The 22382-nt window shown below is 43.4% G+C and carries 16 protein-coding genes and 2 tRNA genes; 12 read left to right on the top strand and 6 right to left on the bottom strand.

Translation table 11 applies throughout. The features are described from left to right. Positions 1–15 precede the first annotated feature (15 nt). From apbC to CXF60_RS06375, 5 genes are all read right to left on the bottom strand, one after another. Positions 16–1239, bottom strand: a complete 1224-nt coding sequence (apbC, locus tag CXF60_RS06395; protein ID WP_102091266.1) for an iron-sulfur cluster carrier protein ApbC — start codon at positions 1237–1239, stop codon at positions 16–18. A gap of 196 nt (positions 1240–1435) precedes the next feature. Further along, positions 1436–2236, bottom strand: a complete 801-nt coding sequence (locus CXF60_RS06390; protein ID WP_102091265.1) for a 3-hydroxybutyrate dehydrogenase — start codon at positions 2234–2236, stop codon at positions 1436–1438. A gap of 141 nt (positions 2237–2377) precedes the next feature. Next, on the bottom strand, positions 2378–3007 hold the full coding sequence (locus CXF60_RS06385; RefSeq protein WP_102091264.1) for a 3-oxoacid CoA-transferase subunit B: 630 nt from the start codon (positions 3005–3007) through the stop codon (positions 2378–2380). Positions 3008–3148: 141 nt separating this feature from the next. After that, positions 3149–3862 (bottom strand): CoA transferase subunit A, encoded by a 714-nt coding sequence (locus CXF60_RS06380; RefSeq protein WP_102091263.1) that lies wholly within the window; start codon positions 3860–3862, stop codon positions 3149–3151. 255 nt (positions 3863–4117) lie between these two features. Further along, positions 4118–5458, bottom strand: coding sequence for a short-chain fatty acid transporter (locus CXF60_RS06375; protein WP_102091262.1), 1341 nt, complete (start codon positions 5456–5458; stop codon positions 4118–4120). A gap of 376 nt (positions 5459–5834) precedes the next feature. On the opposite strand from CXF60_RS06375, the gene CXF60_RS06370 reads away from it, so the two are divergent. Together CXF60_RS06370 and metG are read left to right on the top strand one after the other, a co-directional pair. Continuing rightward, positions 5835–7250 (top strand): GntP family permease, encoded by a 1416-nt coding sequence (locus CXF60_RS06370; RefSeq protein WP_102091261.1) that lies wholly within the window; start codon positions 5835–5837, stop codon positions 7248–7250. Between the two features lie 488 nt (positions 7251–7738). After that, on the top strand, positions 7739–9838 hold the full coding sequence (gene metG, locus CXF60_RS06365) for a methionine--tRNA ligase (protein ID WP_102091260.1): 2100 nt from the start codon (positions 7739–7741) through the stop codon (positions 9836–9838). A gap of 94 nt (positions 9839–9932) precedes the next feature. Here the strand turns inward: metG and CXF60_RS06360 are convergent, their stop codons facing one another. Further along, on the bottom strand, positions 9933–10334 hold the full coding sequence (locus CXF60_RS06360) for a hypothetical protein (RefSeq protein WP_102091259.1): 402 nt from the start codon (positions 10332–10334) through the stop codon (positions 9933–9935). Between the two features lie 619 nt (positions 10335–10953). Here CXF60_RS06360 and CXF60_RS06355 point away from each other — a divergent pair. The 10 genes from CXF60_RS06355 (at position 10954) to CXF60_RS06315 (ending at position 22216) form a co-directional block, all read left to right on the top strand. Then, the gene (locus CXF60_RS06355; protein WP_102091258.1) at positions 10954–12012 is read left to right on the top strand and encodes an ABC transporter substrate-binding protein; all 1059 of its coding nucleotides are present in this window, start codon (positions 10954–10956) and stop codon (positions 12010–12012) included. Between the two features lie 135 nt (positions 12013–12147). Beyond that, the gene (locus tag CXF60_RS06350; protein ID WP_102091257.1) at positions 12148–13179 is read left to right on the top strand and encodes an ABC transporter substrate-binding protein; all 1032 of its coding nucleotides are present in this window, start codon (positions 12148–12150) and stop codon (positions 13177–13179) included. A 446-nt stretch (positions 13180–13625) separates the two neighbouring features. After that, the gene (locus CXF60_RS06345) at positions 13626–14525 is read left to right on the top strand and encodes an ABC transporter permease (protein WP_101204314.1); all 900 of its coding nucleotides are present in this window, start codon (positions 13626–13628) and stop codon (positions 14523–14525) included. A gap of 64 nt (positions 14526–14589) precedes the next feature. Continuing rightward, positions 14590–15384: an ABC transporter ATP-binding protein gene (locus tag CXF60_RS06340; protein ID WP_102091256.1), complete on the top strand. Its 795-nt coding sequence runs from the start codon at positions 14590–14592 to the stop codon at positions 15382–15384. Between the two features lie 215 nt (positions 15385–15599). Beyond that, a complete protein-coding gene (locus CXF60_RS06335) occupies positions 15600–17921 on the top strand; it encodes an FdhF/YdeP family oxidoreductase (RefSeq protein ID WP_102091255.1) in 2322 nt (773 codons plus the stop codon). A gap of 94 nt (positions 17922–18015) precedes the next feature. Continuing rightward, positions 18016–19098 (top strand): formate dehydrogenase accessory sulfurtransferase FdhD, encoded by a 1083-nt coding sequence (locus CXF60_RS06330; RefSeq protein ID WP_228707056.1) that lies wholly within the window; start codon positions 18016–18018, stop codon positions 19096–19098. A 783-nt stretch (positions 19099–19881) separates the two neighbouring features. Continuing rightward, a complete protein-coding gene (locus CXF60_RS06325) occupies positions 19882–21531 on the top strand; it encodes a sodium:solute symporter family protein (RefSeq protein ID WP_319823146.1) in 1650 nt (549 codons plus the stop codon). Positions 21532–21615: 84 nt separating this feature from the next. Beyond that, on the top strand, positions 21616–21750 hold the full coding sequence (locus CXF60_RS14545; RefSeq protein ID WP_219621825.1) for a putative transporter small subunit: 135 nt from the start codon (positions 21616–21618) through the stop codon (positions 21748–21750). Between the two features lie 181 nt (positions 21751–21931). Next, positions 21932–22005 (top strand) — tRNA-Cys (locus CXF60_RS06320). Between the two features lie 124 nt (positions 22006–22129). Continuing rightward, positions 22130–22216 (top strand) — tRNA-Leu (locus CXF60_RS06315). Positions 22217–22382 lie beyond the last annotated feature (166 nt).

The following is a 22382-nucleotide window of genomic DNA, read 5'->3' as shown; positions in this document are numbered from 1 at the left end:
TTCAATCATTAGACACTAGAAAATCCGCTTGTCATCGACAGGCTTTGCAAATTTATTGATATTGGTTTCGATGTTTTTGGCAATATCTAGGTAATACTGTGCAAAATCATCATCAGCTAAGACGCTTGGCACACCTTTATCAACTTGTGCACGAATGCCACTGGCAAGTGGTAGCTGACCCAATAGTGGTACCTGATATTGCTCAGCGATAAATTCACCGCCACCCGTACCAAAGATCGCTTCGGTATGATTACAGTTGCTACACGTATGTAGCGCCATGTTTTCAACCACCCCAAGCACAGGAATGTTGGTTTTGTTAAACATCTCAACGCCTTTTTGCGCATCAAGCAATGCAACATGCTGCGGTGTCGTGACAATGACAGCACCCGTGACTGGAATACGCTGCGCTAATGTCAGCTGTATATCACCCGTACCTGGTGGCATATCAATCACTAGATAGTCCAGCTGCGGCCAATTGGTTTGATTATATAGCTGCATCAATGCACCTGTGGCTTTCGGTCCACGCCATGCAACCGGCGTATTATCTCCATCAAGTAAGCTACCGATAGAGAGCATTGCCATACCGTGCGCATCGACCGGTACAAATTGCTCGTTTTCTAGTTGCGGCTTCACATCAGCAACGCCTAGCATCGTTGGCATACTAGGACCATAGATATCTGCATCCAGTACACCAACACGATTGCCAAGCTTCTGTAGTGCTAGTGCGATATTGACCGTCGTCGTCGATTTACCAACACCGCCTTTACCTGATGCCACGACAATAATATGACGGATACGAGGATGCGCGGCCAACGATGCTTGCGTAGGTGCCGCTTTCGTAATCGGTGGCTCAGCGTTAGTGCTATTAGCATTGTTATTAGCGCCAGATGAAGGCTGAGATTCCATTGCATTGGTTGTCTTTGGCATCTGCTTTGGTAAGCTTGAACCTGAACCCTTTTCTGGTGCAGGCAGACGCACATTCATATGAATCGTAGTAATACCATGTGGATGTAACAACTGCCCAAGCTCCTGCTGGATAACTTCAGGATTGCTATCTTTTGGCAAACGCAGGTCTAACGTAAGTGCTTCACCATCACGCTCAAGTCCTGTAACCATTGTGGCAATACTGACAGCACCTATTTCATATCCAAGTAGGACTTTGTCGACGGCACTATCACGCTCTGCCTGCTGCTGAGGCGTTTCGGTTTTTGTGGTTTTTTTCTTCATAAAGTTAAACATAGCTACTATTATGGCCTATACAAGTGGGTAGATCTGGCAAATCGCTCGAGTCGTCTCATTGCGTATCTCACAACCGATAGCGTTAATGAGTATATTAGCCAAACCTTCTATCGTGACAGTGTAGCTGAATTGGACACATAAAAAAACCACAACGCCAGTAGGTCTGACGTTGTGGTATATGCAAATTGTATATATATTAATTCATAAACCAACCATGACTGGCCACGATAGATTGTCCAGTGAATACATTGGTTGGGAAAGCCGCTAAAAATAGCGCCAATTGGGCAATATCTTCTACTGTCGTAAACTCTTTATCTACGGTATTGACCAGCATAATATCGTTAATAACCGACTCTTCACTGATGCTTTTTTCAGCCGCTTGCTCTGGGATTTGTTTTTCTACCAATGGCGTTTTGACAAATCCTGGGCAAATCACATGCGAACGTACCTTATGCGCTGCACCTTCTTTGGCTAACACACGGCACAGTCCTAGTAGTCCATGCTTCGCAGTCACGTAAGGGGCTTTATATAATGAGGCCTCATGCGAGTGCGCAGAGCCCATATAAATAACTGTGCCGCCCTTATCGCCTTTATACATATGCTTAATCGCGGCTTTAGTGGTCAAAAAAGCGCCATCTAAGTGGATATTAAGCATTTTTTTCCAATCGCTAAACGCCATTTTATCGATTGGATCAATGATCTGAATGCCAGCATTAGAGACCAATATATCAATACTGCCAAAAGTATCAACTAGCTGTTGTACACCATCGTTTACTGCATCTTCTGAGGTAACATCCATGGCAATCGCCAGAGCACGTCCACCAGCAGATTCAATAGCATCGACGGTTTTTTGTGCCGCTTCAAGGTTGATATCAGCAATACCAACCGCTGCTCCTGCTTTTGCATAAGTCTCAGCGATGTCACGTCCGATACCACTTGCAGAGCCAGTGACCAATGCTACTTTGCCTGTCAAATCTTGTTCTAATTGGGTCGCCATACATATTCCTTATCATGGTCTAATATATTATTAGTTTTTATAAAATTGAACTGAACAAATACGCCACTATAGTCATAGTGGCGTATTTATGTGCGGGATAAAACATATTAATCTTAGGACAGTCACTTTACTGTACAGAGTTTACTGAATAATACTTACTGGTGTTTTTTCTTGTAGCTCGTCAAAGCTTACACCATCTGCTAATTCAACCAGTTTTAGGCCTTCATCAGTAACGTCTAATACAGCAAGCTCAGTAATGATACGATCAACCACGCCTTTACCCGTCAATGGTAGTTCACAGTTTGCCAAGATTTTTGGATCGCCGTGTTTATTAACTTGCTCCATCAATACAATCACGCGCTGCACGCCTGCGACCAAATCCATCGCCCCGCCCATGCCTTTGACCATATTTTTGGGAATCATCCAGTTGGCAAGATCACCTTTTTCTGACACTTCCATTGCACCCAATATTGCCAAGTTGACATGACCACCACGAATCATAGAAAAAGACTCTGAACTACTAAAATAACTGGCCCCTGCTTCTGCGGTCACGGTTTGCTTGCCCGCATTAATCAAGTCCGCATCGACTTTATCTACTGTAGGGAACTCACCAATACCTAGCAAGCCATTCTCTGATTGTAGCCATACGTCCACGCCTTCAGGAATGTAGTTGGCGACCAACGTTGGGAGACCGATGCCTAGGTTCACATAGTAGCCATCTTGTAGCTCTTTTGCAGCGCGTTGCGCCATTTGCTCTCTTGTCCATGCCATGCTGATTTCCTTATTTTTTGCGATATTCTATTTTTATTCATTTGGACAGCCAGTTATTTAATCAATTGGCTGTCTAAACTATTATCAATCTAAAATTAACTATTGATTTCACTTACGATTAAGCGTCAACCACGTTTTTATTTACGCGCCTTCTACGGCTTTAGTCGTGGTTTTTTCGATACGTTTTTCAGGGTTAGTATTCAACACAATACGCTGAACAAAAATACCTGGTAGATGCACTTCGTCTGGATCAAACGTACCTGTTTCGACGATTTCTTCGACTTCAACAATCGTGATTTTACCGGCCATCGCACAGTCTGGGTTAAAGTTACGAGCGGTTTTGTTAAAAATTAGATTGCCCGCTTTGTCAGCCTTTTGCGCTTTGATCAAGGCGACATCAGCACGTAACGAATGCTCTAGCACATAAGTACGACCATCAAAATCACGAGTCTCTTTGCCTTCAGCAACTAATGTGCCTACGCCTGTTGCGGTATAAAATGCAGGGATACCAGCGCCGCCTGAACGCAGTTTCTCAGCCAATGTGCCTTGTGGGGTCAGCTCAACCTCTAGCTCGCCAGCTAAATATTGACGCTCAAATTCTTTGTTTTCGCCCACATATGACGAAATCATTTTTTTGATTTGACGTGTCTGTAGTAGCAGACCAAGACCGAAGTCATCGACACCAGCGTTGTTACTGATACAAGTCAGCTCTTTGACTTTGCTATCGCGCAATGCTGCAATTAATGCTTCTGGAATACCGCATAGACCGAAGCCACCGATCGCGAGCGTTTGCCCGTCACTAACGACACCTTTTAGCGCTTCTTCGGCACTGTTATATACTTTTGATTGACTCATGTTTGTCTCCTATGACTGTTATTTATATTTTTAATCCGTGCATAAACTAATGCTGAATTAAGTGTCTCAATTATCCGTTTGATTGTTGCTTTTAATAAAACCTAACAACGAAAACTCATCATGCTTATTTTTCTTTTGCGCGTTATAACCTTGTATAGTCAATTCAATTTAAGAATAGTACAAGGCAACCGAGTGTAGATGTATATTAAATACTTCAAGCAAGGTGAACGCAGTAATACTTTTATAGTGAAATGACTATACCAATAGCCAAAACACGCTCATGATAATAGCACCCGATACTGCCAGTACGATCAGGCAATATCCCATAATGGCTCGCGCATCCAAACCTGCGATACCCAATAATGGCAAAGCCCAAAACGGCTGAATCATGTTGGTCCATGCGTCACCCCATGCAATCGCCATTGCAGTAATGGCTGGACTAACACCCAGTTCGATACCAGCAGGAATCATAACAGGGCCTTGTACCGCAAACTGTCCACCGCCCGATGGTACAAAGACGTTGACCAAGCCAGCACTTAAAAATGCAAAAATCGGAAAGCTGTCTGCGGAAGCAGAATTGACAAAAAATTCGGTCACTTGCGTACTGATAGAGATACCATCCGCATTTGCTCCCGTCATAATGCCCATGATGCCACCGTAGAACGGGAACAATAGCACAATACCCGTGATGCCACCTATCCCCGAGTGTACGGCACGATAATAACGCTCTAACGTGCCATGCGATAGCAAACCTATAAATAGGAATAGCCCAATGACGATATTTAGCCCTAGGTTAAAACCATTACTACCAAACTCGCTGATATAGTACATCAGTGCTAAGGCCAATAAGATGACAGCAATAATACGGCTATCATCTAGCTTTTGTGCAGGCGTGTCTCTTTGGGGCGCGACGTAGATCTCTTCTTTGATCAGCTTAGGATCAATAACCGTAGGGTTTTTAGGATGCATAAAGCGATTTAGCAGAGGCAAAATAATGATAAGTAAACCTACTAGCAGCATGTTGTAGCCTGCAAATACCGTCTGCGATAAAGGTACTGCTTCGGTCATGGTATTGCCTGACAGCGTCAGTAGCGTATCACCGCCCGAGCTAAGTGTCAGCGGTATCGAACCTGAAAAACCGCCATGCCAAATCACGAAACCTGAATACGCGGCAGCGACAAGCAAAGGATAGTCAACGTTGGCAACTTTTCTGGCCAGTGCTTTCGCAAAGATTGCCCCGATGATTAGACCAAAGCCCCAATTTATCCATGAACCGACTAGCCCAACCAAGGTTGATACGATAATGGCGGTCGTAGGAGAGTGAACTCTACTAGCGAGATTGTCCAATAAGCGCTGAATAAATGGTGCGCTAGCAAATGCATAACCGGTTACTAGGACCAACGCCATTTGCATGGCAAAACTATGCAATGACCATAGTCCATTGCCCCAGTGCCCTGCCATAGCAATCATATCTTGGCCAGTAATTGCCAGTCCTACAGCGAATGCAATGAGGGTCAATACGATCGAAAACACGAATGGGGATGGTAGATAGCGGTTGACTAACTGTACGCTCGCATTAGTGATGGCACTAAACATATTCACATTCCTTGTAAATTTGATGTTTGGTTTTAAGAGTTATTATTAGAGCTTTATCAGACTTGAGAGCGACGACTGCATACTCTACCTGATAAATGGCACGCATTATATTTTACATTATTATCCATAACAATACATTTTATATCGCTATATCATGCGTGAAACAGTTGTGATAACTTAACATATTATTTTCGTAGTGATTAGAAAATAACCCAAGAGCACGCGAGTCAACAAAGTATTCCTTATCCTTCAATAATATCGCAATTGGATTTATGTTTAATAAAATATAAAAAATAAGGTTTTTTGATTAATTTTATTGACCTATATCGATAAGCGCGACATACTCGCTGTCTTAATTTTGCCAAGGAGGGCTATCATGTTTAGTACATTTGCGATTGTCATCACCCTATTATTACTCATGTTTTTTGCTTATCGCGGTTATTCTGTGCTGATCCTAGCACCGATTATGGCGACGCTGGCAGTCTTACTATCAGGTGACTTCTTAAACACCATCCCCGCTTATACCGATGTTTTTATGGGCGCGTTAAGTGGATTCTTGCTTAAATTTTTTCCTATATTCTTGCTAGGGGCACTATTTGGCCGCCTAATGGCAGACTCTGGCGCAGCAACCGCCATTGCCAATACGGTCGTCGAAAAGCTCGGTGCTAGCAAGGCCATCCTTGCGGTGATTTTGGTCTGTGCTATTTTGACCTATGGCGGCGTATCGTTGTTCGTTGTGGCTTTTGCTATTTATCCAATCGCCAAAGACTTGTTTAGAGCAGCCGATATCCCAAAACGTTTGATTCCAGCAGCGATTGCTCTAGGATCATTTACGTTTACGATGACTGCACTGCCAGGCACGCCAGCCATTCAAAACGCCATTCCCATTCCTTACTACAATACCAACGTATTTGCCGCCCCTATCTTGGGTATCATCGGCGGTACGATCATGTTTATTTGTGGTTGGATGTGGCTGCAATCACGTGCCAGAAAAGCCAATGCAGCGGGCGAAGGCTATGGTCAGCATGATGAAGAGGATGTGGGCGGGCTTGGTGCAGACACACAGGAAGCTGAAGCATTAAATACGCATCACACCTCGTTTACCATTGCAATGATTCCACTCGTATTGGTCATTGGCTTGAACGCTTTGTTGACCTATGTGGTTTTCCCGTCGATAGATTTTACTAGTCTACAGGCGCAGTTTCCTGACTTAAATATCGCAGGCTCACTCGGATTATGGTCAATTATTATCTCATTGGTCGTGGCTTGTGTGGTGTTGATTCTGCTACGTATTGGTCATTGGAATAATCTACAAAAAACCATTAACCGTGGTACTTATGATTCTATGTTGCCGATTTTTAATACCGCATCAGAAGTGGGTTACGGTGCGGTTATCGCATCGCTAGCAGGCTTTCTTATCATTCGTGACAGTATCCTAAACTTAACCCCTGACAACCCTTTGATATCAGAAGCAGTCGCAATGACCACGCTGGCTGGTATCACAGGCTCATCGTCTGGTGGTTTGAGTATTGCACTGTCGACTTTGGGTGAGGACTATCTCAGAATGGCAGTCAATGCTGGTATCGACCCTGAGCTGATGCACCGCGTGGCCGTCATGGCAGCGGGTGGTCTTGATACGCTACCGCATAGTGGTGCGGTCATCACCCTACTCGCTATTTGCAGATTAACACACAAGCAATCTTATTTGAACTTGGCCATGGTGACGATGGTTATTCCATTGGTCGCTGTGACAGTGGTCATTATTTTGGGTACGATGTTTGGCTCGTTCTAACGCACACGCAATATCCAAGCATTACTTTTAATATTAAAATAAAAACCCCATTCAGTGACTGCTGAGTGGGGTTTTTTACCGGCGCATTTTTATTATAAGTCCCTGACCTAGGGCGTGTCATCAGTTAGATTGTGAGGTTTAAAATGAGAAAAATTGTAGATAAACGAGGAAGAAATTGCCGTTAATATGAACATATTGACAAAATTACTGACGATGTTTAGCAAAATTTAGCCATTTTAAGGCCACTAAATGCGTTAATGTGCTAATTGATGACACGCCCTAAGTAGAGCTTGCCAAAAAGTGCGTGGTCAACGCCTGTGCTGACAGAGTTAATTACCAAGCAATGGCACAAATTTGGCTGAATTACGGTATCATAGACACCATTTTTAATTTTCATAATGTTTAGACTTTATAATAGTGCATCTGCCAACAACAGCTGATGGCTTAAAGCCTGTTATAACCAACCCGTTCATATAAAAATATAGGTGATGAAAGTGCGTGAGATTTTAGTAACCAGTGCCTTGCCCTACGCCAACGGCTACATTCATTTGGGGCATCTTGTAGAATACATCCAAACTGATATTTGGGTACGTGCGATGAAGGCGCAAGGCCATCAGGTCACTTACGTCTGCGCCGATGATGCTCATGGCACCGCCATCATGCTAAAGGCACAAGATAACGGTATCACACCAGAAGAGCAAATCGCCACGGTTAAAGCCTCACATGAAGCCGACTTTGCTAAGTTCTTGATTAATTTTGATAACTATCATTCTACCCATTCAGAAGAAAACAAAGAGTTTTCTGAGCTGATTTATCGTCGTTTGAGCAGTGCAGGCCATATTAGTACCAAAGATGTTGAGCAGCTTTTTGATCCTGAAAAGCAATTATTTTTAGCCGATCGATTTGTCAAGGGCACCTGTCCTGAGTGTGATAGTCCAGATCAATATGGTGATAACTGTGAAGTATGCGGCACCACATACAATGCCACCGAACTTAAAAACCCACAGTCTACGCTGTCTGGTGCAACGCCTGTACTCAAAACCTCTAAGCATTATTTCTTTAATTTGCCAGAGTTTGAGCAGTTCTTAAAAGACTGGACACGCAGCGACAACCGTTTGCAAACGTCGGTCGCCAATAAATTGCAAGAGTGGTTTGAAGCAAGTTTGGCGACTTGGGACATCTCACGTGATGCACCCTATTTTGGTTTCCAAATTCCAGATACCCCAAGCGATGAGCCAGACAAATACTTTTATGTATGGCTAGATGCGCCTGTCGGCTATATGGCAAGTTTTAAAAACCTATGCGATAAGCGTGCAGGTACAGAGCAAGCGCTTGATTTTGACCATTACTGGGCACAAGAAAACGAGCACAAAACTGAGGTCTATCACTTCATCGGTAAAGATATCGTTTACTTCCATGCCTTGTTTTGGCCAGCGATGCTTGCGGGCAGCGAGTATCGTACACCAACAGGCGTCTTTGCCCACGGCTTCTTGATGGTCAATGGCGAAAAAATGAGTAAGTCACGCGGTACCTTTATCAAGGCCGAAACGTACGCTGAGCATCTGCATCCTGAGTACTTGCGTTATTACTTCGCCAGCAAACTGTCTGACAAAGTCGAAGATATTAATCTAGATTTAGAAGACTTTATGCAAAAGGTCAACTCTGACTTGGTTGGTAAAGTCGTCAATATCGCCAGTCGTAGTGCAGGGTTCTTGGTTAAGAAGTATGACGGTATGCTGTCAGAAGTTTGCGTCGAGTCAGAGCTATTAGAAGACATCACCAAAACGGGCGATGAGATTGCTGCTGCCTATGAGAATCGTGAGTTCTCACGTGCTATGCGTTTAATTATGCAATGTGCGGACAAAGCCAACGAATATATTGATGCCAAAAAACCATGGTCACTAGCGAAATTGGAAGGTACTGAGCAAGAGGTTCAAGACGTCTGCTCAGTCGCTATCAATATCTTCCGTCAATTAATGGTTTATCTTGCGCCAGTATTGCCTGAACTGACTAATAATGCCAAAGAGTTTTTGAACCTTGATGATTTAAGTTTTGCCAGTCGTAATGAGTGGTTACTAGGTCATAAAATCAATAAGTTCAAACCACTGATGCAACGTATCGAAGAAAAAGATATTGAAGCGATGGTAGAAGATTCTAAAGCATCATTAACTCAAGCAGACGCTCCTGCCGCGACTGAAAGTAGCAAGCCTGCTGCAAAAGACAAAGCACCTGCGACAAATGCAGATGCTGAGCAAACGGATTATATTGGTATCGAAGACTTTGCCAAAGTCGAGATGAAAGTCGCACACGTTTTAGAATGTAACCATGTAGAAGGTGCTGATAAGCTACTACAGTTCACGCTAGATGTTGGTGAAGATAAGCCACGTAACGTGTTTAGCGGTATTCGTAAGTTTTATGAGCCTGAGCAATTGATTAATAAGAAGGTCATTTGCGTGACCAACCTTGCCCCGCGTAAAATGAAATTTGGCGTATCAGAAGGAATGGTATTGTCAACTGGTGAGCCAAAGACCGGCTTAACCGTCGTTACCTTGCCAGATGCTTGTGTTGTTGGCGACGTACTGGCATAACGGTTATTTTTAGGATTAAGAAATAAAAAAGATGCCACTAAGGCATCTTTTTTTATAGTTGATTTAGCAAATAACTAAAAACCAAGCCTGATACCTATCTACTCAAAATATCGATAATCTGCAACGTATCATTAATCACCGTCACAATATTATTTTCTGGCGTACGAATACGAACGTAACGGTCATCATAACGGTCTAAAACGACAGAGCGATCATAATCCCTTCTATCAATCTTGCCGACTACTCTATAACCGTATCTATCAAGATCACGCTTAAATGAGGCGTTCGGGCTAGCATTACGATAAGCGTTAATACTTGGGTGGGCATTGCCATTATGCTTATAGTTTTTACTGACATGGGCAGAGTTACCTTTGCTATTACCATGTCCATTACCGTGCCCGTTTCCATGACCATCTTTTGCCATAGCAGGCAATCCAATCAAAGAAGTAGCAGTGATACCCGCGATAATTAATAATTTAAGATTAGCAGTCTTCATAATATTATCCTTAAAATAGTCATCCTTAAAATGGTCATTCGAAAAAATTAGATAAATAATAGCGTCTATTTCATATCCACTATGGCGGCACAATGTCGCCAAAATGACTGGATTATCCTTAGACCCATCATATTTCTCGTATGAAAATTAGCTTACGTTAATTATGAAGTGAGTACGTAATAGATGCGTTGCTAGGATGTAAGCCTTTTGCATATGGTTTGAGCAAACAAAAGTACCCTAGCGGCATCTGTTATATTTAGATATACATAAGAGCTTCAATGCACCACGCGTCTTGATAAGATAAAAAGAAGTGATGATTTTTTTATTATCCATCACCATGACCGCTACAGATTAATTTCTTATTGCGATAACTTACATTACTGTCATAATATGAACATAATAATCGATGGAACGATTACTTTATTTAATTGTTAGCCTGCTATCTCAGCATCAACATAGCATTGACTTGGCTAATCTGCATTCTTCAATATCACGGTAAAAAACCAAAGTACACCAAACAGATGAGCAAAATGACTACTATATAAGTTAGTAGGCTCAATCAGTCTGGCTGTATCCGTTTGGTTTTCGCGATTGATATAACCTATGAGTTAACCTAATAATGACTATCGCTTCTACTCTACGCTTAAGCCTATATGGCGTTGCTCTTAGTGCCATTAGCACACTTGGACTAATCGGCTGCTCAAACTCCTCTACCGAGACCGCAGCGACTGCTGAAAATAGCACGGCTACAGACAAACCTGCCAAATCTATTGCCATTACTCAAATCGTTGAGCATCCATCATTAGATGATATGCGCCGCGGTATTATTGATGAATTGGCTGATAATGGTTATGTCGAAGGTCAAAACCTAACTGTTAACTTTCAAAGTGCGCAAGGAAACACAGCGACTGCAGGACAGATTGCCAAGCAATTTGCAGGAGACAATCCTGATGCGATCGTAGCAATCTCAACGCCTTCTGCGCAGTCAGTGGTAGCCGCGACCACCACTATCCCTATTATCTACACTGCTGTGTCAGATCCGCTAGGTGCCAAGCTTATCACAGCCGATGGCAAGCCTTTTCAAAGCAACTTGACTGGACTCTCAAGCCAGCTGCCATTAGAGCCGCAATTGGATTTGTTACAGCAGATAAAGCCTGACTTAAAGACCATCGGTTATGTCTATAGCCCAGGTGAGGCAAACTCAGTGTCATTGCGTGATAGCCTAAAACAAGCCCTGCCAGCACGAGGTCTGACATTGTTAGACATTCCTGCCAATCGTCCAACCGATATCGGCATGGCAACACGCAGCTTGCAAGGACGCGCAGATATCATCTACACCTCATTTGACAATAATGTCGCTTCTGCTTTTGAGGCCATGACCCAAGCCGCGAATGAGTTAAAATTACCCATTGTCGCGTCGGATGAGTTCAGTGTGAAGCGCGGCGCGACAGCTGCTCTTGGCGTTAATGATTATGACTTTGGTCGTACCACTGGCAAGATGGTATATCGCGTATTAAATGGCGAGGCGATCAATACCATTGAACCTGCCGTCATGAACGATCTAACCTTATATATCAGTCCTAAGCACGCCAAAACGCAAGGCGTTAGTTTGCCAGCAGAGTTGCTAAAAAATGGCATCAATGTTGATGAACAAGCGCAAAGCACTGATAACAAATAGCACGAATAAAATAAATAGTGCTGAATCGTAATACTGAAAAATAACCTCTAGCCATCTATATAGATGGCTCGCTTTACCCTTTTACCCATCTATTGATAATGTACGGACACATTATTACTTTTAGGAGTCAGAACCATGTTGTATCAAAATCGTTTTAATTTTGGCAAAGCGTTACTACTAGGCGGTGTATGCACTGCTATCTTAACGGGTTGTAATCAATCAGCCCAAGATACTAGCACGACTGATACTGCGGCTACTGGCGATACTGCCACCGAAATGAAAACTGTTGCTATCACTGCTATCGTTGAACATCCAGCACTTGATGATGTGCGCAAAGGCGTGATCGATGAATTAAACGAAGCAGGATTCAAAGACGGTGAAAATCTAACCGTCAACTTCCAAAGCGCACAGGGCAATACTGCTACTGCTGGACAGATTGCTAAGCAATTCGTCGCTGATGCGCCAGATGTTATCGTCGCTATCGCAACACCATCTGCGCAGTCTGTTGCCGCTTCTACTAGCAGCATTCCACTGGTATTCTCAGCAGTTACTGATCCAGTAGCAGCCAAACTGGTACCTAAGCTAGATGGTTCTGGCACCAATGTTACAGGCGCATCAGATGCGCTACCGTACGAGCCACAAATCGACTTGATGCGTCAAATCATTCCATCATTGAAGAATGTCGGTTATGTCTATAGCCCAGGTGAAGTCAACTCAACGATTATCTTACAAAATCTAAAAGAGAAATTGACACCGCTCGGCATCAATGTATTAGAAGCACCAGCACAGCGTAGTAATGACATCGCGATGGCAGCCCGTAGTCTTGAAGGCAAAGTCGACATGATCTATACGTCGACTGATAACAACGTGGTATCCGCTTACGAGTCACTCTATCAAATTGCTAAAGAAAGTAAGATTCCTCTTATCGCATCAGACACGAGCTCAGTTGAGCGCGGTGCGGTTGCAGCATTAGGCGTAGATTATTATGAGCTTGGCCGTGAAACGGGTAAAATCGTTGTTCGTATCTTGAATGGTGAAAAAGCAGGCGCTATCCCTGTTTATACCCCACAAGCGCTTAACCTATATGTCAGCCCAAAACATGCTCAAGAAGAAGGCATCACTTTGCCACAAGCGGTTATCGATAAAGCAAAAGAAGTGGTAGAATAACGCACCTTTGTATTTGGCTTAAAATAGTAGCCGTAAGCAAGATAGCCATATCAATCAATGATTGATCGCCATCTTGCGCTGTGATGCTAAATGTTTGACAAGAAACCCAGCTATGAGTCAGTAAGCTGGGCTTCTTGTTTCAGCAGAACCTATTTAAATAGCTTGTTTCATATATTGCTGTAGTTAGCTTGTGGCTTATCTGCCACTTGTTAAGTAAAATACATTTTTGCTGCATGAAATATTGCCATGGCTCGAACTATAGCTTTAAACCAAGGTAACTTATGATCGTTGTTAATCGTGATATGTTTTGGTTTACCCTAACCGCAGATTGCTTAATCTGTTAAATTCACCGCTTAGCTGTTTAGCAGGTAGATGATTTTGGCAATTGCCATTTATTTATCTTAGTACCATACGCTAGACACTTGGTTATGACTTACTGATCTCTTATGTCTTTAATTGCTTTTTTTGGTGCGCTTGAAAGTGGTCTGATTTATGGCCTAGTAGCACTCGGTGTGCTTATCTCATTTCGTACGCTCGACTTCCCTGATTTGACCGCTGACGGTAGTTTTCCGTTAGGTGGCGCAGTCGCTGGTATTTCTATCATCGCTGGTATCAACCCGTGGTTGGCCTGTGCTTTTGGGATGTTAGCAGGTTCAGTCGCTGGTATCGTCACGGCATGGTTGCATGTCAAACTTGGTATTTTGCAGTTGCTTGCCAGTATCTTGGTCATGGTTGCCTTATATTCTGTCAACCTACGCATCATGGGCGCGCCAAACCTACCCTTGCTTGGTGAAACCACAGTGTTTAGCACATTGGTGACCGATGGTAATGGTTATTGGATGCGCTGCCTGATTATTGGTGTCGTTGTCGCAGCTGCCATGTTATTTTTGAACTGGTTCTATAGCACTGAGACAGGTCTGTCGATGCGCGCTACTGGCTCAAACCTAAGAATGGCACAGGCGCAAGGTATCAATACCTCGTGGATGACTATCATCGGTATGGCGATTTCTAACGGTTTGATTGCCTTAGCGGGAGCACTGTTTGTCCAGACTCAGGGCGGCGCAGATATCTCAATTGGTATCGGTACGATTGTTATCGGTCTAGCAGCAGTCATCATCGGTGAGACGATCATTCCTGCCAAGCGTATTTGGCTGATCACCTTTGCCGTTGTTGTCGGCGCGGTATTGTACAAACTGTTTATTCAGGTCGCACTATCAAGCGATACGCTACGTAGTATCGGCTTTGGTCCACAGGATTTGAACTTGATTACTGCACTGCTCGTGGTACTAGCCTTGGTATTGCCAAAAGCGAAAACCAAGTTTTTATCACGCAAGGTTCGCGCCTAATGACAGTCAAAGCAAGTATTGATAATACTTGTGACGCTTGAAGAGATAATAAGGAATAACGATTATGATGCAAGCCACCGATTTACGGTTGACCTTTAACCCAGGCACGCCAATCGAAAACCCTGCCCTACGTGGTATCAGCTTAAATATTGCTGATGGTGAATTTGTCACTGTCATCGGTACCAATGGCGCAGGTAAATCTACTTTTTTGAACGCCGTAAGCGGTACGACACGCGTCGATAGTGGCTCAATCTTGCTAAATGGCATTGATGTGACCAAAAAGTCTGCCCATCAACGTGCGCATTGGGTTGCTCGCGTCTTTCAGGATCCGATGGCGGGCACTTGTGAAGCGCTAACGATTGAAGAAAATATGGCTTTGGCCTACAAACGCGGCGGTAATCGCGGTCTAAAATTTGCATTGAACCAAAACAACCGCGATTTGTTCCGAGAAAAACTATCCGTTTTAAAATTAGGTTTAGAAGATCGTCTAACCGATCGTATGGGTCTGCTCTCTGGTGGTCAACGTCAGGCGGTAAGTCTGCTAATGGCATCATTGCAGCCCTCTAAGATTTTGCTGCTTGATGAGCATACTGCAGCTCTCGATCCTAAGACTGCGGCATTTGTCTTAGAATTGACTGATAAGATTGTCACGGACAATAAGCTGACTACGATGATGGTCACCCACTCTATGCAACAAGCATTGGCACATGGTACACGCACCGTTATGCTGCATCAGGGTCAAGTCGTATTAGATGTGGCTGGTGACATTCGCAAAGGCATGACCGTACATGATCTACTCGATATGTTCGAGCAAACACGTGGCGAAAAAGTTGAAGACGACAGTTTGATTTTGAGCTAAGTTTTTGAGCTAATACTGTCCATGACTTACGACTTATAAATTTGTGCCTGTCGGATACAACCATTTTCGATAACTTCTAAGACCTTCAAGAGAATTGATTTTTCTTGGAGGTTTTTTGTTATCTATAGTTAATGATCATATGAACTTTTCACTGACCATTATATAGTTGTCGTCTATCAAATCTTCGCTATTGTCATCTATCTATGAGGTCTGTCATGCGCAAAATTCCTATTTATTCCCACCCTGCCGCTGGTTGGCCTGCGCTGATCTCATCTACCCAAAAGCTAATGGACTATAAGACATTTTTGCGCGGCGGTATAAGTGTATTTAAAAGCAATCAGCCGCAAGGCGGATTTGACTGCCCAGGCTGTGCATGGCCTGACCATAAGTCACACAAAGCTATCGATGTTTGTGAGAACGGTATTAAAGTCATTGCCAGTGAGACCATGACCCATCAAGCAAATGCCGATTTTTTTGCGAGAAATACCGTCACTGAACTACAGGGCTGGACTGGTTACGAGCTTGAGCACAGTGGTCGTTTATCAGAGCCGATGTATTACGATGCGGCGCAAGATCGCTATGTTCCTATCCCTTGGGAAAATGCTTATCGCATCATCGCTGAACAATTGGGGCAGCTTGATTCACCCCATGAAGCATTATTTTATACATCAGGCCGTGTCACCAATGAGCCAGCGTTTTTATTTCAGCTGTTTGTTCGCTGCTTTGGGACCAATAATTTGCCTGATTGCTCAAATATGTGTCACGAGCCAACCTCAGTAATGCTAAGCAGACAGCTAGGTATTGGTAAAGCGACCGTGATGCTAGAAGATTTTGAGCAGGCCAAGCTGATATTGATGTTTGGGCAAAACCCAGCAACTAACCATCCACGTATGCTAGAGATGCTCGCCCATGCGCATGAGCAAGGGTGTCGAATCATCTCAATCAACCCGATGCGTGAGCAAGGCCTGAGTAAGTTTAGAAATCCGCAAAAACCAACACACATGGCAGCTGGTCAAAGCGCTGACATGGTCGATGATGTTATTCAAATTCAAATCGGCGGTGATGCAGCGCTATTGACGGGCATCGCCAAGTGGTTAATTGAAAACGATAAAATCAATCATGATTTTATTACCACTCATACTTCAGGCTTTGAACCTCTCAAACAGTGGCTAACAGAGCAATCATGGTCAGACATCACACTTGGTTGCGGTATTTCTCAGACAGATATTATCAATCTCGCTGAACTCGTGGCCGATAGTCCAGCAACGATTTGTACTTGGGGCATGGGCATTACTCAGCATGTGCAAGGTGATGACAATGTCGCGATGATTACCAACCTATTATTATTAATGGGCATGATTGGTATTGATGGCGCCGGTGCATCTCCAGTACGAGGACACTCCAATGTACAGGGCGATCGCACCATGGGTATCCATGAACGCCCTAGCAAAAGCTTACTAGACAGTTTAGAGCGTGTGTTTGAGCACCCTATGCCGCAAGAGCATGGCTACGATGTCGTCACAGGTGCCAAGGCTCTTATCGCAGGTAAATTGAAAGTCTTTATGGGCATGGGTGGTAACTACGCAGTGGCCGCCCCTGATACCAGCGCGATTGAGCAAGCCTTAACCACTACTCAGCTTAATATATTTGTTGGTACTAAGCTCAATGAGACCATGCTATACCCCGGTGCTAATAATTTGATCCTACCTTGCTTAGGCCGTACCGAGCGTATTGTCACAATAAAGGGTGAGCAATTTGCCACTATCGAAGACTCTATGTGTCAGATCGTACCTACTCAAGGTAAGCTCAAACCTGTTAGTGATACTCTAAAATCTGAAGCGCAAATCGTAGCGGATATCGCGACTCATGTACTCGGCGCCGACTCGTCTATTCCTTGGTTGGCGATGAGTGAGGATTTCGATATTATTCGAGACTATATCGCTCAAGCGATTAACGGATTTGAAGACTTTAATCAGCGTATTCGCACCTCTGAGCGTGGCTTTCATTTGTATCATGCGGCGCGTCATCGTGTATGGAATACCGAGAGCGGCAAAGCTCAGTTTGAAGTACCGCAATATCCGATTACTTTTGTCGCAGCACAAATGGCAGCCGCAAACGATATCGATGAGCATGCAGATACAGCACAAAAAGTTTGGCAATTGACCAGTGTCCGCAGCCATGACCAATTCAACACTATGATTTTTGGGTTTAAAGACCGCTATCGTCAAACGGATCGTCGTGACGTGCTATTCATGCATCCAGATGAAATAAGTCGTTTAGGTTGGCAAAAAGGTGACCGTGTTATGGTCACTCGCCAGCGTGCCAAAGACAGCCTAGAGCAACCACGCGTCTTAGGCCCATTGGTATTAAGCGAGATGGATATTGCCTCTAACGCTGTTGCTGCTTACTATCCTGAGTGCAATGATCTCTTTGATTTGGAGACACATGCGCCAGATTCTCATATCCCAGCGTACAAATCGACGACCGTCGTTTTAGAGCGCGTAGAGGCAAATACATCGATAGCTACGCCTGCATAAATCATCCTGCGGAGAGCTAATGAGAATGACTTTTTCATTGGCTCTACCTCTATATGACTATAAGCACACTCATAATTTTAGGCCATAATAAATCGTGATAACCATTGAAAATAATGCTGAACAAAGTGAGGCTCTTATCGGCCCCGCTATGATAGATAACTCAACTAGCACTAAGATAGTTACACCTGAGCTGTCTAACGATGATAGGTTGTCAGAGACACCACTTGCTCGTAGTCATTTGGCACACAAACATCATTACCCGTCAGTTATTAGCAACCCTAATAATGACTCTCACCTTCAAATCGAATCTCAGACCACCAGCTTAGCAGTCGAAGCTGCGGTCTCTATCATTATTAATGGGATTCATTATGCTGTGCTGATGGCTAGTCCTCATCAGTTAGAGTATTTGGCTGTTGGGTTCTTATTTAGCGAAGGATTAATTCAATACAGTCACGAGTTACTCGACTGGGAAGTGACTCACCTTGCAGATATCGCTAGCTACCAGAAGTTCGTTCAAGATTCGAGTGACGAAGATCTTGACTCAGTATCAATTGAGCAAAGCTTAGAACGATTTCAAGATTACGATATCTATGTCGTGGAGTTGGTATTGAGCCAACGCTGCCATCAACGTATACAGGCACAAAAGCGGCAGCTCGCAGGGCGTACAGGCTGCGGTATGTGCGGTATTACTGGACTAACGCAAGCTTTGCCTGATTTAAGTACTTACTCACAAGACCATTTACACCATGAACATAACCGACAGACAGGTATAAATGGCATTCAAACGAGCGCACCAAGTCTTGACTCCCTATTGGCACTGCGTCAACAAGTGGATGCCGCGCAACATACGCATCAACTGACAGGTGCGGTACATGCCGCAGCGACGATACATAATCAGCAGCTACATTTATTCGAGGATGTAGGCCGCCATAATGCACTTGATAAACTCATCGGTTGGCAATTACGCCAAAAAGCAGACGTTAGCTGTGTGCTTATGACTTCGCGTCTCTCTATTGAACTGGTTCAAAAGTCTATTCGAAGTCAAATCCCATGGCTAGTTGGCATGTCAGCACCCACCAGTACAGCCGTGCGCGTGGCTGAGCGTTATGGTCTTGGATTGGCTGGATTTTTACGTGATAACCGAGTCACTTACTACACCAAACAAGATAATATATAAAAATTCACGTCTACTTGTTCATTGAGAGCATCCATCTATCGCTCATTATCTATTTTTCTAATGAAAACTTCAGCTAATCATTCATAGGTGAAATTTTGCTCATAATGATATATCACTTGATGCTGCTCATAATAAAGCCCTATTTTTTCAATGGCTTATTAAAAATATCATTGAATCTCTTTAAACAAATACTTATATGTCATCTGCGGTCATTGTCTGGTAAATATCGGATAATGTTTGAGGTTAGTGACATAATAGGTTACTCTTATCGCGCAAATATGTTACAGGCACTTAACAAATATGTAGTTTTATTTATTAATGCCGCTTAGTAACACATCAATCGCAATAGATGAGTAGAGATTTCTCAGCTATTGTTTATTACAGCTAATAAGGCTGTCTAAATCGAGTTCGGGTCATTTCATCATGGCTTAGTGCTTATTCGTAATTCCGCTATAGACACTCATCACATGAGTTTTCTTTAGCATGTAGCTACCTTTGTGTATGCCTATTAATAGCGTGATGGTTTACCCATTAACTGACGCCTATTGAAAGTAGTCCCTGTCTTTTTGATTTGACACTATCTGTCTCATTAAGATTTGGGCGTAACACTTAGCATTTGCTTACCACTGCAGTTGGTATTTTCGCTATTTATATTAGCCACATACGTTCGGTATGAGGACTGTGTAGGCTATGCTGTATTCCTAATGGTTTGGTATCTTTAATTTTTGCTGAACTTTATTCATCAACTAACAATTGCGAGGTCTGAGTTTGAAAACTGAGTCATTGTTCCAATTTTCATCATTAACGATTATTTTATTATTATTAGCATTTTATGGCGGCACCTATTTACTGTCCTTATTAATCAAAAAAGATAAAGAGACCACTTCTGGATTTATGGTCGCAGGTCACGGTGTTGGCTTTGGTATGGGTGCAGCCAGCATGACCGCCACTTGGATTTGGGCAGCCTCATTTTACGCTGCGGCCACCTCTGGCTATAAGTACGGCGTATCAGGGCCGATACATTATGGCTTTTGGGGTGCATTGATGATTTTATTCATCTACCCTTTTGGTATGCGCTTTCGTGAATTGGCACCAGATGGCCATACACTAGGTGAACTGATTCATGCCCGCCACGGTTCATCAAGCCAATTAATCTTAGCCATATCCAATATTATGGGCAGTTTAATTAGCTTGATGGTCAACTTTACCGCTGCTGGGGCATTGGTGTCAGTACTGTCGCCATTATCGTTCCAAACAGGGGTAATGATCGCAGGTATCGGTGTCCTGAGTTATACATTGACATCAGGGTTTCGAGCATCTGTCTTTACGGATTTCGCCCAGTTGGTCGCTCTAATGGCCATTGGCATTGTCATTATTCCCGCCGTGTTATTTGGCATGGGTGGCCCTGAGGTTATGGTCAGCGGGCTGTCGAACCTGACGTTAGAGCAGCAGAACTTTTTCTCCTCTGAGGCATTCTTTCAACAAGGTGCGCCCTACTTCGTCGCTGTATTAGCATATGCTATCGGTAATCAAACCATCACTCAGCGATTATTCGCGATTGATAAAACCAAGATTAAAGCGACGTTTATCACTGCTACAGTCGGCTATGCTGGTATCGTTATTGGTCTTGGTATGATTGGACTAATGGCTGTGACGATTGGCGTCGAGCCACTCGATGGCAATATGAATAACCTCATTCCTCAAATGGTCAGTACTTATCTGCATCCCGTCTTTATCGCCTTATTCTTTATCTTAGTGATTGGGTCGTTGTCCTCGACCGCTGACTCAGATTTATCAGCGCTATCAACCATTATGATGGCTGATGTCTACGGTAAAAATATCGCCAAAAAAGGCCATGTTAAACCTAAAACAATGATGCTAATTGGTCGCGGCACGATGATTGTTGCGACAGCAGCTGGACTAATTTTTGCGAGCTTTAAGCTTGATATTCTCGTCATGCTAGTATTTGTTGGTGCACTATGGGGGGCTATTGTCTTCCCTGTTATCGCCAGTGTGTTTTGGAATCGCGTCACCAATACTGCCTTTACCTCAGCAGTTATCGTCGGACTACTCTTATTTTGCGTTGCCCGTTTCGAATTACTCCCAATCACTGGTGTCACCGCCCTATTCTTTGAAATACTGGCCAGTGTCGGTGCAGCGGTTGTTATTGGGCTAATGGTCTTTGGATTCTTAGGTCGTAAGATTGGCATGGTCGCCGCAGTTATCACGCTAGTGCTGATGCTTATCTTCGCTACTGGCTTCTTACGTCAATATATGGTCCTGCTAGCCTCTCTAACAGCTTACGGCGCTAGTACCGTCGTCTGTGTGATTATCAGCCTGATGGGAGACGAACACTTCGACTTCGACTTAATTAAGCAGCGTGTGGGCAATTACGATAAAAAGTCGGAAATCCCATCGTCACTTAAATCTTAAATCAAAGTCGCTTTATCCAAGTAATGATTAGTCAGGAGTATCTGGCTAATCGCTACTTACTTAGCGATATTATAAGGAGATATCATGGACAACGTTTTTATCTACGGCTTATATATCTTAATTTGGCCCGCCATTACTCTTGGCGTACTCGTATTAATTTGCACGGCCACTTATCGTGATGTGAAAAGTGCCAAACGTAACAATAAAGATATAGTTTAGCGCACTATATTTTAAACCATCATCATTAAACGCTACTTTACTGGCGAACTGACAAAGCCTATTAACAATATAAACGCTTCTAAATTGGGGCTAAATATAGATAAGATAATAAATAAGCTGTTTTTAATGAAAAAAGGACTTGTAATTTACTATATTTTTGCTAATATAGGCGACCTTGATTGGCTGGATGGCAGAGTGGTCATGCAGCGGACTGCAACTCCGTTAACGCCGGTTCGATTCCGACTCCAGCCTCCAATTATTTATTAACTTTACGTTAATTTTGGCTTGCATTATTATCACAACCGATTATAATAGCGACCACTTATCTAGTAACTAGATGGTCTATCAGCTAGTTTACATCTTAGATAAAACAAGTTTTGCCCGGGTGGTGAAATTGGTAGACACAAGGGATTTAAAATCCCTCGCTAGCAATAGCGTGCCGGTTCAAGTCCGGCTCCGGGTACCATTACATAGTCCTATACTATCTTATAGAACAGCTAAAGCCCCTGATATCAGGGGCTTTGTTGTATCTGACGTTCCATACTGTCCTGCTCTATCTATCTCAATCTGTGCATCTGATGTACATGAATCTCTTAGTGCTCATTTAAAATAATCATGACGAGCGATATAGA

The organism is Psychrobacter sp. 4Bb (assembly GCF_002836735.1).
GTDB lineage: Bacteria > Pseudomonadota > Gammaproteobacteria > Pseudomonadales > Moraxellaceae > Psychrobacter.
The sequence above is the reverse complement of the archived record's forward strand: the minus strand, read 5'-3'. Positions and strand labels throughout refer to the sequence as shown.